The following is a 13,051-nucleotide window of genomic DNA, read 5'->3' as shown; positions in this document are numbered from 1 at the left end:
CAACGCGCACCCCTATCTCAGCGACGGCGAGAACGACATGTTCCGCGCGGTGCACGACGCGTTCGGGCATGCCGCCAGCGGCCGTGGTTTCGACCGCCACGGCGAGGAAGCCGCCTGGTGGAAACACAGCCTGATGTACTCACCGCTCGCCCGGCGCGCGCTGACCACGGAGACCCGTGGGCAGAACTGCGCGTTGATCTTCCACCACGGCAGCGGCCGGTTCCCGGAGCAGAAGGCAGCACTGCTGCCCCGGGAGTTCAGCGACCCACGCTCGGTACGGATCGAGAGCGGGGAGACGACGCCGACTTCTCCTCCACGGCTTCGATCTCCTGACGTAGCTGCTGCACACTCGGGTGCCCGGCACCGACCAACCGGATCTGGTCACGCAGTAGGTCGTTGAGCTGACGTAGTGCCCGCCCGTGCTCACCGAGCGAGGCGTGAGCACGGGCGGTGTTCAGGCGGAAGCCGAACACCGCGGGGTGGTCGTCGCCGTGGCGTTGCACATGGTGCTCGACGAGGCTCCGCCACAGACGTGCCGCAGCCCGGAACTCGCCGGCGGCGAACAGTTGGTCCGCCTGCTGCGCCACCCGCTCCGGGTCGAGCACCGATGATGGGACCGGACTTGCGACGCGGTGGGCGGGCTGCGGGGTTCCGCCGACGACCGCGGCGTAACCCTGTACGGCACCGACGCTGTCGGTAACCACCCCCGGCAGCGCCGGCCGGTCCAGGGCCAACGGCGCCAGCGCGGCGTACACCTCGCTGGCACCGGCCGGCCGGTCCTCGCGTCGATGGGCGAGAAGCGAGTCGACAAGGTCGCCGAGGACGGCCGGGATCTCGGGACGCAGCTCAGCCGCGCGGGGCGGCGGGTCGTCGAGCTGGTGTCGCAGCGTGGTGGTGGTCGTGTCGCCGTCGAAAGGCACCTGGGCGGTGAGGAGGTGGAACAGGGTGCCACCCAGGCCGTACAGGTCGGTGCGGTGGTCGGCGGGCTCGCCGAGGATCTGCTCGGGGGCCATGTAGCCGACGGTACCGAGGCTCTGGCCCGTCTCGGTGATCCGCGAGTAGCGGTCGTCGTCGCGCATGACGGCCAGGCCGAAGTCCAGCACCCTCACGGCACCTCTCGGGTCCAGCATGATGTTGCTCGGCTTGATGTCCCGGTGCACCAGGCCGATCTGCTGGGCCGCGATCAGAACACTGCTGATCTGTGCACCGATGGCGGCCACCCAGCCGATCGGCACCGGATGCTGCTCGTCGACCAGGGTCGACAGCGTGATCCCGTCAATCTTCTCCAGGACGACGTACGGCCGGCCGTCGTGCTCGTCGAGGTCGTAGACGGCAGGCACGCCAGGGTGGTCGAGTCGGGCGGTCAGGAGTGCCTCCCGCCGGAACCGACGGATCAGCTCCACGTCGAGCTGCGCGGGTTGGACGAACTTCACGATGACGTCGCGCTCAAGTCGGGTGTCCCGCGCCACCCAGACCTCACCCATCCCGCTGCCCGGCAGGGGATAGCGGCCCAACACATACCGATTCCTGAGACGTTTCCCCGTCAGCACGGCGCTGAGCTTAGCCATGGTGACCGCCCTCGGGACCACGGGAGTGTCGGTGAACCGACAGCACTAAGATAGGCGTTGCAAACACGCTTCACAAGCTGATTCACTGTGCGTCGGCGTCAGCGGCCCACGTGACGAGCCTTCTTCCGCGTCTCGCGCGGGTCAAGGCCGGCCGCAGCCGCCTTACCTGTATCGCGCCGGGAACTGGCGCCCTGGCGTGTCCCAGGCGATGAACGACGGAGGGACGCATGGCCGAGTTGGCCATCGATCGGGGGTTTCTTCCCGCCTATGCCCGGCTGCAAAGCCGGGTGCAACGTGCCGTCATTGCGGCCATACGGAAGTTTGCCGAGCACACCCACGCCGGTCTGCCTCTGGAAAAGCTGTCCGGAGCGCGGGACCCCAACATCCACCTCATCCCCATCGACCATTCATACCAGGGCGTCGTGGCTACGCTCGGTGAGCAGAAGTACGTGCTCCTCGACGTCCTCCCCCACGACGACGCCATCGCCTTCGCGGTGAGCCGGCGGTTCACCGTCAACCAGGTCCTCGGCGTGTTGGAGATGCGTGACCAGGCCGGCATCGAAGAGTTCGCCTCGACGACACCGTCCCGGCCACCCGCCGGTGGGCTCTTCGACGGCATCTCCAACGCCGACCTCGTCCGCCTCGGCGTGGACGCCGACCTGCTGCCCCTGCTGCGCCTCATCAGCACGGACCGGCAGTTGGAAAGCCTCGGTCGACGCCTGCCTGAGGTTCAACTGGACGTCCTCAACGGGCTGGCCAGCGGCATGCCCGTCGAGGAGGTCTGGGCCGAGGTGGCCGACCGCGTCGTGTCGGGCGTCGACACCGACGACCTCGTGGCGGCGGCCCGCCGCACCCCGGAACGGATCGCCTTCGTCTCCGGTCCGGTGGAACTGGCCGCGATCCTCGCCCATCCCTTCGACGTGTGGCGCACCTTCCTGCACCCCACGCAACGCGATGTCGCCTACCGGGAGACCTACAACGGCCCCGCGCTGGTCACCGGCAGCGCCGGCACCGGCAAGACCGTCACCGGACTGCACCGGGCGGTCTTCCTCGCCCAGCGGCTGCCGCAGGACGGGTCGAAGGTGCTGTTGACCACGTTCACCCGTGCGCTCGCCGAAGCACTCGACAGACAGCTCTACCGACTCACCGACGACCCTATGGTCCGGGCCCGCATCGACGTGGTCAGCGTCGACAAGCTGGCGTACGAGATCGTCACCCGCAGCGGTCGGAAGGTGGTGGTCGCCGAAGCCGAGGTGCTGGACCAACTCTGGGACGTGGCGGCGAAGGACGGGCCGACTTATGTCAACCGCGCTGGCCGGGTCACGACCTTCAGTAGCGCGTTCCTCCGGCGGGAATGGGAGCAGGTGGTCCTGGCCCAGCGGCTGACCACGCTGCAGGCGTACCGCGACGCCCCCCGCAAGGGCCGGGGCGAAGGCCTGCGGGCGGCTCAACGCGAGCAGGTGTGGGCGACGATCGTCGCCGCCGAACGTGACCTGGCGAAGCGCCGCCTACGCACGCACACCCAGCTCGCCGACGACGCGGCCGTGATCGCGCGCCAGTCCCCCGCGCGATACCGACACGTCGTCGTCGACGAAGGGCAGGATCTCCACCCGGCGCAGTGGCGGCTGCTCCGCGCTCTCGTCACGCCCGGACCGAACGACATGTTCCTGCTCGCCGACTCCTACCAGCGCATCTACGACAGCCAGGTGTCACTCGCCCAACTCGGCATCGAAGTGCGGGGGCGGACCCGGCGGCTCACCGTCAACTACCGCACCACCCACGAGATCCTGGATCTGTCGGTCCGGGTCCTCAACGGCGAAGCCACCACCGGCCTGGACGATGACGGCGACAGCCTGCGCGGCTACCGGTCCATCACCCGTGGCCAGCCGCCCGTTCTGTCACCGCACGGCAGCCGGGACAACGAGTTCGAAGCGCTCATCGAACGGGTCGGAACCTGGCTGGACCAGGACGTCGAACCCCACGCAATAGGCGTCGCCGCCCGCACCGGGCAACTGGTCAAGACCATCAGCAGGACCCTGAGTGAAGCCCACATCCCCGTCGCCGACGACAAGCGGGGCATCGACGGCGTACGGGTCGCCACGATGCACCGGATGAAAGGGCTGGAGTTCCAGTGCATCGCGATCGTCGGCCTCGACGCCGGGGTGCTACCCGCCCCCCACGCGATCACCTCGGCCGCGGAGGACCCCCACGCCCACAAACAGGACCTGCAACGTGAACGCTGCCTACTGTTCGTGGCACTGACCCGGGCCCGCGACATGCTCTACCTGTCGCACAGCGGAACGCCCAGCCCGCTGCTGCCGGCGGTCGCGCAGTGAGCACGCAGCTCGCCACCGGTGCCCCGCAACTCGGCGAGGCGGCACGGTCCGTCTGGGGCAAGACCGACCGCAAGGGCACCTCCCCCGTCGGTTGGCTGCCGCTGTGGCGACACCTGGCCGACGCCGCCGACGTCGCCGGCAGATTGTGGGACCACTGGCTAAGTCCCGCCGTACGCCGACGCATCGCCGACGAGCTACCCGGCGGGGACCCGGACGCCCGGACCCTCGCGGTGTGGCTGGCCGGAGTACACGACATCGGCAAAGCCACACCCGCCTTCGCCTGCCAGGCCTCCCACCTGGCCGAGCAGATGCGCCACCAGGGCCTCCGCTACGACCCGGAGTTGATCCGCGCCGACCGCCGGTACGCCCCGCACGCCACCGCCGGGCACATCGTGCTGGCCGACTGGCTGCAGGAGCAGGGCTGGACCGACCCGCACCCGTACGCGATCGTGGTCGGCGGCCACCACGGGGTGCCACCGACCGACGAGAACCTCCGCGACGTGCAGTTCCGTCCCCACCTGCTCGGCAACCATGCCTGGCGGCAGGTGCAGCAGGAACTGCTGACCTGGATGACCGACCGGGCGGGGGCCACCGAACGACTCACCGCCTGGAACGACGCCCCACTTTCCCAACCGGTGCAGGCCGCACTCACCGGCCTCGTCATCGTCGCCGACTGGATCGCCAGCAACGAAGACTTCTTCCCCTACACCCTCGACGACGTCGGGACCGACCGGCTGACCGCCGGCTGGGAGGCGCTGGGCCTCCCCACACCATGGCTGCCGGTCGCACCGCCGGCCAGTGTGGACGACCTATTCGGCGCACGGTTCGAACTACCCGCCGGTGCCGTGCCGCGGCCGGTGCAGCGGACCGTCGCCGACCAGGCCACCACCATGCCGACACCCGGCATGATGATCGTCGAAGCAGCGATGGGCGAAGGCAAGACGGAGGCAGCGCTGGCGGCCGTGGAGATCCTGGCCCGCCGTACCGGAGCCGCCGGCTGCTACCTGGCGCTACCCACCCGGGCCACCAGCGACGCCATGTTCGGCCGCATGCTGTCCTGGCTGCTCCGCCTGCCAGACGCGCAGGTCGGCCGAGGCGACCGCGACGTACGGCTCGCCCACGGCAAGGCAGCCCTCAACCCCGAGTACGACCAGCTGCGCACCACGACGCTACCGACCGGCATCGCCCAGGACGCCGGAGGCGCCGACATCGGCGTACACGCCTGGCTGGCCGGACCGAAGCGGACCCTGCTGTCCAGCTTCGTCGTCGGCACGATCGACCAGCTACTGTTCGCGGCGCTGCGCGGCAGACACCTGGTGCTACGCCACCTCGGCCTCGCCGGCAAGATCGTGGTCATCGACGAGGCACACGCCTACGACGTCTACATGAGTCGCTTCCTCGACCGCGCGCTAGAGTGGCTCGCCGCCTACGGCGTGCCGGTGGTGGTGCTCTCCGCGACGTTGCCGGCACAGCGGCGCGCCGACCTGATGGCGGCCTACGACAGGGGACGGCTCGGGCCACCACCGAAACCCACCTGGCGCGATCGCGGCAAGTCGGTCGTCGACCACTACGCGGCGGTACGCAGCGACCTGCGCTACCCGCTGGTGACCGCATCGGGAGCGGAGCGGGGCGGTACGACCATCAGCTGCGCCGACTCCGGCCGCAGCATCGAGGTGCAGGTCAGACCCCTGGACGACGACCTGCCCACCCTGGCCAGGCTGCTCCGCGACCAACTCACGACCGGCGGCTGCGCGCTCGTCGTACGGAACACGGTCGCCCGGGTCCACGACACGGCGGCGGCACTCCGGGCAGCCCTCGGACCGGACTTCCCGGTGTCGGTGGCGCACTCCCGGTTCATGGCCGTCGACCGCGCGGCGAAGGACCGCTGGTTGCGCGACACGTTCGGACCGCCAGGCGCAGGCAACCGCCCCCACCGGCACATCGTGGTGGCCAGCCAGGTCGCAGAACAGTCCCTCGACATCGACTTCGACCTGCTCGTCACCGACCTGGCCCCGGTCGACCTGGTGCTACAGCGCATCGGCCGGCTGCACCGCCACCCCCGCCCACGGCCCGACCGGCTCACGACGCCACGCTGCTGGATCACCGGCACCGACTGGACCTGCGAACCGCCGCAACCGGTCAGCGGCTCACGCCGCGTCTACCACCCGGCGACCCTGCTGCGCAGCGCCGCCGTCCTCCTGCCGCATCTCGACGGCGCACCACTACGCCTCCCGGCGGACATTCCAACCCTCACCCAGGACGCCTACGGCGACGTGGCCGTCGGCCCACAGTCGTGGCAGCCCACGATGGTCGAGGCAGAGGCGAAGCAGCGCGACGACGTCGCCGCGAAGGAGTTACAGGCCGACGGCTACCGGCTGGCCGAGGTCGCCGAACACGGGGTGCCGCTCATCGGGTGGCTCACCGGCGGCGTCGGCAAGGCCGACGACCACACGGCACTGGGTCACGTCCGCGACAGCGACAGCGAGTCACTCGAGGTCCTACTGCTGGTACGGACAGCGGACGGACTATCGATCCCCCCATGGATCGACGGCGGTGGGGTAGTTGTGCCAGTCGACTCCATGCCCGCGTGGGACCTGGGTCGCTCCGTCGCCCGCTGCACCCTGCCGTTGCCACTGGCCATGACCGCTGCCAACGTGATCGACGAGGTCATCGCCGAGCTGAAGCGTCGGGTCGACGTCAGCGCCTGGCAACAGAGCCCCTGGCTTGCTGACGGGCTCGTCCTTGACATTGATAGCAACCACCATGCCCGCGTGGGCCCCTTCGATCTCGACTACGACCTTCACGAGGGTCTCCATGTCATCCGTGCCGGCTAGGAAACCCCGCCTACGCGGGGAACATGGCTGCGACCCAGTGTGCTTAGGGATCACCCCTCGCCCCGAGGGAGCTTGGCAACCAGTGACCGCGCTTTGCATCTCCGCACACAGTGTGCTTAGTTGTTTCAGCCGGCCGAGTCGAGAGTAGACGGTGGTGAGCAGCTTGACAAACCCAGATTCAGCAGCCGGATTTTCCCTGGTGGACAAGCCGTGGATCCCGGTGCTGGATGTCGCAGGCCAGCGCCGTGAGTTGTCGCTGTCGGACCTGTTCGCGCAGGCCGGTGACGTACGCATGATCGCCTGCGAGTTGCCCTCGCAGACCTTCGCGATCCTGAGGCTGGCGCTGGCGATCCTGCACCGGGCCACCGACGGCCCGCCCGGCGAGACCGCCTGGCAGTCGCTCTGGCGGGACCGACAACTACCACTGTCGGACATCGCCGACTACCTCGACGCCTTCCGCGGCCGCTTCGACCTCCTGCACCCGGAGCACCCCTTCTACCAGGTCGCCACGCTGCGGGCGGAGAAGGACAACACCTACGGTCTGGAACGCCTCATCGCGGACGTCCCCAACGGCATGCCGTTCCTGACGTCCCGGGCGGGCTCCGGCCTGGAGTCGATCACCCCGGCGGAGGCCGCCCGGTGGCTGGTGCACTGCCAGGCCTACGACACCTCGGGCATCAAGACCGGAGCGGTCGGCGACCCTCGGGCCAAGAAGGGCAAGGGCTACCCGATCGGCGCCAGCCAGCTCGGCTGGCTCGGCGGCATCTACGTCGAGGGCGACACTCTGCGGGATACCCTGCTGCTCAACCTGGTGCCGATCGCCCCCGGCTGGCAGCGGGCCGATCAGCGAGACCTGCCGGTGTGGGAACGCCACCCGCAGTCGGCCGCCGAGGAAGCTGATGTGACCCGCGGCCCCTGGGGCCTGCTCAGTCTCTACACCTGGCAGTCCCGACGAATCCGGCTGTTCGGCGATGCGGACGGCATCACCGGCGCCATGATCGCCAACGGAGACCGTTTCGAATGGCAGGACCGGCACCTGCTGGAACCGATGAGCGTCTGGGGGCGCAGCGGCCCACGCGAACGCGAACAGAAACGAACCCCGATCTACCTCCCCCGCCCCCACGACCACACCCGCGCGTTGTGGCGAGGACTCCAGACCCTGCTGCCGCCCCCGCCACCACGCGGCGGCGACGCAGCGGAGCGGCTGTCACCGATGGTCCTACAGTGGCTGGCGCGGCTGACCGTCACCGGCGTCATCAGTCACCACATGCAGGTCCGACCCCGCGCCGTCAGTGTCGCCTACGGATCGAAGCAGTCAGTCATCGACGAGGTGTTCAGCGACGCACTGGCCATGAACGTGCTGCTGCTGGTCGAACACTCCGCGCTGCGCGCGACGGTCATCGACGCCAGTGCCGACGCCGAGGCCGCAGTCCAGGTGCTGCGCCGCCTCGCCACCAATCTGGTACGCGCCGCCGGCGGGCGCGACACCGACAGTGGCGAGGCCGACCGTGCGGCGGAGCGCGCCTATGCCGTACTCGACCGCGCCTTCCGCGACTGGCTGGCGACGCTCGGCCCGGACAGTGATCCCGTAGCCGAGCGGGCGTGGTGGCAGCGCCAGGTGCGGCGGGCGGTGGACCGGCTCGGCCGCGAGCTGGTCGCCGCCGCCGGCCCGGCAGCCTGGGTCGGCCGGCCCGGCGTCGACCGCGCCGGCAAGGCGGTGCACTACTCAAGTTCGCAGGCCGAGGCATGGTTCCGCACCGGCCTGGCCAGGGCGCTGCCCATGGCGGCCGAACGCACGCAGCAGCGGCAGGAGGAGAAGGTATGACTGTGGTCGACCTCGAGCAGGCGGGCACCCCGAGACGTAAGCCGTGGGTGCGCTCCTGCGGCGAACTGGGCAAGCACGTCTCCCGAACGGTGGGCGTCCTACAGTCGCGACTGCTGCGCGACGCGCCCGACCCGGAGGCGGTGAGCACGCTGGCCCGCCTCCGCCGCGGCATCGGTCGGGTGCCCGGCTTCGACTACACCCTGGAGCGATACCTTCAGGTTCCCCCACACCTACTGGGCCGCCGGCCCGCCGACGATGCCGAGGCGGCCGACGCCGAGTACGCCGCCCACGACGCGGTCACCCTGTACGCGCTGCACCAACAGTCGCGCCGGGAACGCATGCACAGCCCCGGACACGGCCTCGGACAGGCCCTGGCCGCCCTCGTCCGCGCCTCCAGGTCACCAGAGGGGGTGCGGCGTCGCTTCGCCGCACTGGGCACCGCCAGCTCCTACCCCGAAAGCGTCTACCACCTTCGCAGCCTGATCGTGATGCTGCGGGAGCACCAGATTCCACTCGACTACGGCCTACTCGCCGACGACCTGCAGACCCTGCGCCAACCCGGCGGTCGGCCCCGGGTGCAGGCCGTGTGGGGCCGGGAGTTCTTCCGCAGCAACTTCAACGATGCCACCGACACCGACAGTGTCACCCCCGACCCTGAGGAGAACGCGTCATGAGCCGCACCATCATCGACATCTACGTGCTGCAGTCCGTACCGCCGAGCAACCTCAACCGGGACGACACCGGCTCGCCGAAGACCGCCATCTATGGTGGTGTCCGCCGTGCCCGGGTCTCCAGCCAGGCATGGAAGCGGGCCGTCCGGTTAGCCTTCCCCACCCTGGTCGACCGTTCCCAGCTCGGGGAGCGGACCAAGCGGGTGGGCGAATCCCTCGCTGCCCGACTCAAAACCCTCGACCCGAGCCTGTCCGACGAGGCGGCATCCGCCCTGGCAACCGACGCCTTCGCCGCATCCGGCCTCGCCAAGGCGGAAAGGAGAAGAGGCGACGCCAAGGACGCCGAATCCGGTTACCTGCTGTTCCTCAGCCGCCGACAACTGGACAACATCGCCGCTGCTACCCTGGAAGCCCACCGCGCCGGTGAGTCTCTGGACAAGAGCCGGTTCAAGGCGCTGGCCAACACCGACCACTCGATCGACATCGCCCTGTTCGGGCGGATGGTCGCCGACATGGCGGACATCAACGTTGACGCCGCCTGCCAGGTCGCGCACGCCATCAGCGTGCACGCCGTCGACAACGAGTTCGACTTCTTCACTGCCGTCGATGACCGCAAGGCCGACGCCAGTGAGACCGGCGCGGGCATGATCGGCACGGTCGAGTTCAACTCGTCCACCCTGTACCGCTATGCCACCCTCGACGTGGACGCGCTGCACCGCACCCTGGGCGACGGAGACGCCACCCGAGCCGCCGTCGAGGCGTTCCTCACGGCCTTCGTCCGCAGCATGCCCACCGGCAAACAGAACACCTTCGCCCACCGCACCCTGCCCGACGCGGTGCTGGTACGGATGCGCGACTCCCAGCCGATCAACCTGGTCGGCGCATTCGAGACGCCCATCCGGGAAACCCACACCGCCGGCCGGGTCGAACTGGCCGCCGCCGCCCTGGCGAAACACACCGTCGCGGTCGAGAACGCCTTCGGCGAGCGACCGACCGCCAGCTGGGTCACCCAGGTCGGCGAGAAGACCGCCGTGCTGGCCGACCTCGGCAAGGCGGTCAGCCTCGACGAACTGGTCAACGGCGTGGGGGAACACGTCGCCCTGGCCCTCGGGCAGCCCGCATGAGCGTGCTGGCGCTCAGGCTCGCCGGCCCGCTGCAGTCGTGGGGCTCGTCCAGCCGTTTCGCCCGCCGCGGTACCGAGATCGCACCCACCAAGAGCGGCGTGATCGGCCTCCTCGCCGCCGCCAAAGGCATCCGCCGCACCGAACCGCTCACCGAACTGCTCGGCCTGGAGTTCGGGGTACGCCTGGACCAACCCGGACAGCTCCTGCGGGACTTCCAGACCGCCCACTCCCTCGACGGATGCACCAGCGCACCACTGACCTACCGCTACTACCTGACCGACGCCGCCTTCCTCGCCGTCCTCAGCGGCGAACGGGAACTGCTCCACGGCCTGGCCGAAGCCCTGAGCCGCCCACAGTTCCCCCTCTACCTCGGGCGTCGCTCCTGCCCACCCGCCGGTCCAATCAACCTCGGCGTCCACGACCTGACCCTCGACGGCGCACTGACGACATGGCCCTGGCTCGCCGCGGACTGGTACCGGCGCATAGCGGCCAGCCCCATCCGGTTGGAGATCATCCGGGATGCGCGGCCAGACGAACCGGTCACCGAAACCGTGCCCGACGAACCGGTCAGCTTCGACCCCGCCCACCGGCAACACACCTGGCGCTCGGTGCTACGCCGACACGTGGACGTCACCAACGACCTCGCGGAACGGGCCCACGTCACCGACCACGACCCGATGAGCCTGCTGGGAGGCTGACCATGTACCTCACCCGGTTCCGAATCAACGTCGCGCGCCGGGGTGCGCGAAAGCTACTCTCCTCACCCCACGCCATGCATGGCGCCGTCCGCGCAGCCTTCGCCGCACCCGAAGACCACGAGCAGGCCGGCAGCCGCACCCTCTGGCGACTCGACACCCCGGCCACCGCAACCGTGCACCTCTACATCGTCAGCCCCGGCCGACCCGACCTCACCCACCTCGTCGAACAGGCCGGCTGGCCCACCACTGAAGCCTGGGTGACCCGTGACTACGACGGACTGCTCCAGTCCCTCCGCCCCGGCCAGCAGTGGGCATTCCGACTCACCGCCAACCCGACGCACAGCGGCCGGAAGACCGCCGACGCGAAGGAGACCCAACGCTTCGGCTACCTGCGGGAAGAGGAGCAGATCGGATGGCTGACCAGCCGCGCCGATCGCCATGGCTTCGCCATCGCACCGCAACACGACGGTCTACCCAACCTACGGCTGCACCGCCGCCAGGCCCAGACCTTCAAACGGGGCATGGGAACGGTCACGCTCACCACGGTGACGTACGACGGCATTCTCCAGGTCACTGACGCCGACGCCGTCCGCCGCGCCATGACCAGCGGAATCGGGCATGCCAAGGCGTACGGCTGCGGCCTACTCACCCTCGCTCCAGTGACCTGACCACCACAACTCGACCGATGAATCATCCCCGTAGCTGACCGAGCGTGCCCTACTCAGTGGAAGCCCCTCTCCTGGCAGGCCACCAGGACGTGGAAGGCCGGCGCCGCCCCCGACTTCACCACCAAGATGCGCCGGATACTGGGCCTCTACGACCACCCACCCGCCGATGGCTGGGTGCTCTGCGTGGACGAGTTCGGGCCGCTGAACCTGCAACCCCGCGCCGGACAAGCCTGGCGGCCCGTCGCACACCCGGTGCGACTACGGGCCACCTACACCCGCAGTGACGGTATGCGGCCGGCCTGGTTCTGGCGCGACGACCAGACGATCGTCGACTGCGACGATGAGGAATATGCGGTGGTCCGCTCCTGCCTCGGTCCCCGCGACTGGTTCTTCGACCCGGCCTGGCACTACTACCCCGACTGGATTCTGCTGGCCGCTATCGACACCTACCGGCAGATGTTCGGCGCGGCGCCTGGCCCCATGGGGGAGGGGTGCCGGAATGCCGCGCTGGCTGCCGGCCCGTGGTGGCCCCTGGACACGGTGGCATGATGACGCAGTGCCCGTCCGTCCTGCGAGTCACCGGCGGCGGTCGGCTGCACGCCGACGGCGAGCCAGCGGTCGCCTGGCCCGACGGCAGCGACCTGTGGGCCCACGACGGCGTCGTCCTCCCACCGCAATGATCACTTCCGGGCAGTGTGGGTCGCTGCGAGAACATGGCATGCCGTGCGGCAGACCGTCCGCACTCGGAAATCACTGGGGCACATGCGATGATGTCCCTCATGAGCAGCGACGCCAGTCCCGACGTGAGTGCTCTTGCGATCAACGTCACCATTCCCGAAGAACTCCGTTGGACCGACACCAGACACGGTCAGGAATTCGAGTTGACCACGTTGAACGTTCGCATGCTGAAGGATGGACACCTCGCGGCAAAGGCCTACGGCCGGCCGATCAGCGGTGGCCGCGGCACGTATGTTTCTTTCCCGATGTCGAACAAGCCCGAACTGGCCGCACTGGTTGCCGAGGCGGCCAATCAGGCCAGCGCGCTGTGGGCGGGGCACCGCGGTCTCGGCTGACTCGAGGGGAACCCTACCGGGCGCGCGTGGTGACCGCCGCGTTCGTCAATGGATGTTGCCGTTCGCCCTGGTGGCCGGTGCCATGCCGGCCATGAACGCCGCAATACCGACTGGCAGGTGCCGCTTCGCGGAGGACGCCACGGTCGGCACTACGGGCGAGTCTCGCGTCAAACCGTCCACGGCCCTGCCCGCGCTGCTTCACCGAGCCGTAAGCCATCGCACGGCCGGTACGGGCGTCGATACACCTCGCGTCA

The 13,051-nt window shown here is 69.4% G+C and carries 11 protein-coding genes; 10 read left to right on the top strand and 1 reads right to left on the bottom strand.

Annotated features, from left to right (window positions below):
- Positions 1 to 257: 257 nt before the first annotated feature.
- A complete protein-coding gene (locus tag ACN261_RS32300) occupies positions 258 to 1,517 on the bottom strand; it encodes a protein kinase domain-containing protein (protein ID WP_425853770.1) in 1,260 nt (419 codons plus the stop codon).
- A 473-nt stretch (positions 1,518 to 1,990) separates the two neighbouring features.
- On the opposite strand from ACN261_RS32300, the gene ACN261_RS32295 reads away from it, so the two are divergent.
- The 10 genes from ACN261_RS32295 to ACN261_RS32250 all read left to right on the top strand — a co-directional run bounded on the left by ACN261_RS32295 (position 1,991) and on the right by ACN261_RS32250 (position 12,797).
- Positions 1,991 to 3,904 carry a UvrD-helicase domain-containing protein gene (locus ACN261_RS32295; protein ID WP_425853769.1) on the top strand — a complete coding sequence of 638 codons (1,914 nt, stop codon included), beginning with the start codon at positions 1,991 to 1,993 and terminating at the stop codon, positions 3,902 to 3,904.
- The gene (gene cas3, locus ACN261_RS32290; protein ID WP_425853768.1) at positions 3,901 to 6,738 is read left to right on the top strand and encodes a CRISPR-associated helicase Cas3'; all 2,838 of its coding nucleotides are present in this window, start codon (positions 3,901 to 3,903) and stop codon (positions 6,736 to 6,738) included. The genes ACN261_RS32295 and cas3 overlap by 4 nt, the downstream gene beginning before the upstream one ends.
- Before the next feature lie 199 nt (positions 6,739 to 6,937).
- On the top strand, positions 6,938 to 8,563 hold the full coding sequence (gene casA, locus ACN261_RS32285; RefSeq protein ID WP_425853767.1) for a type I-E CRISPR-associated protein Cse1/CasA: 1,626 nt from the start codon (positions 6,938 to 6,940) through the stop codon (positions 8,561 to 8,563).
- Positions 8,560 to 9,237 (top strand): type I-E CRISPR-associated protein Cse2/CasB, encoded by a 678-nt coding sequence (gene casB / locus ACN261_RS32280; RefSeq protein ID WP_425853766.1) that lies wholly within the window; start codon positions 8,560 to 8,562, stop codon positions 9,235 to 9,237. The genes casA and casB overlap by 4 nt, the downstream gene beginning before the upstream one ends.
- Positions 9,234 to 10,358: a type I-E CRISPR-associated protein Cas7/Cse4/CasC gene (cas7e, locus tag ACN261_RS32275; RefSeq protein WP_425853765.1), complete on the top strand. Its 1,125-nt coding sequence runs from the start codon at positions 9,234 to 9,236 to the stop codon at positions 10,356 to 10,358. The genes casB and cas7e overlap by 4 nt, the downstream gene beginning before the upstream one ends.
- Positions 10,355 to 11,056 carry a type I-E CRISPR-associated protein Cas5/CasD gene (gene cas5e / locus ACN261_RS32270; protein ID WP_421483171.1) on the top strand — a complete coding sequence of 234 codons (702 nt, stop codon included), beginning with the start codon at positions 10,355 to 10,357 and terminating at the stop codon, positions 11,054 to 11,056. The genes cas7e and cas5e overlap by 4 nt, the downstream gene beginning before the upstream one ends.
- 2 nt (positions 11,057 to 11,058) lie before the next feature.
- On the top strand, positions 11,059 to 11,724 hold the full coding sequence (gene cas6e, locus ACN261_RS32265; RefSeq protein WP_421483173.1) for a type I-E CRISPR-associated protein Cas6/Cse3/CasE: 666 nt from the start codon (positions 11,059 to 11,061) through the stop codon (positions 11,722 to 11,724).
- 126 nt (positions 11,725 to 11,850) lie between these two features.
- A complete protein-coding gene (locus tag ACN261_RS32260) occupies positions 11,851 to 12,273 on the top strand; it encodes a hypothetical protein (RefSeq protein ID WP_421483175.1) in 423 nt (140 codons plus the stop codon).
- Positions 12,273 to 12,404: a hypothetical protein gene (locus ACN261_RS32255; protein ID WP_421483177.1), complete on the top strand. Its 132-nt coding sequence runs from the start codon at positions 12,273 to 12,275 to the stop codon at positions 12,402 to 12,404. The genes ACN261_RS32260 and ACN261_RS32255 overlap by 1 nt, the downstream gene beginning before the upstream one ends.
- A 99-nt stretch (positions 12,405 to 12,503) precedes the next feature.
- Positions 12,504 to 12,797 carry a hypothetical protein gene (locus ACN261_RS32250; RefSeq protein WP_421483179.1) on the top strand — a complete coding sequence of 98 codons (294 nt, stop codon included), beginning with the start codon at positions 12,504 to 12,506 and terminating at the stop codon, positions 12,795 to 12,797.
- Positions 12,798 to 13,051: the final 254 nt, after the last annotated feature.

This window comes from Micromonospora sp. WMMD723 (assembly GCF_049863385.1).
GTDB lineage: Bacteria > Actinomycetota > Actinomycetes > Mycobacteriales > Micromonosporaceae > Micromonospora > Micromonospora wenchangensis.
This window is presented reverse-complemented; position numbering and strand designations above follow the sequence as displayed.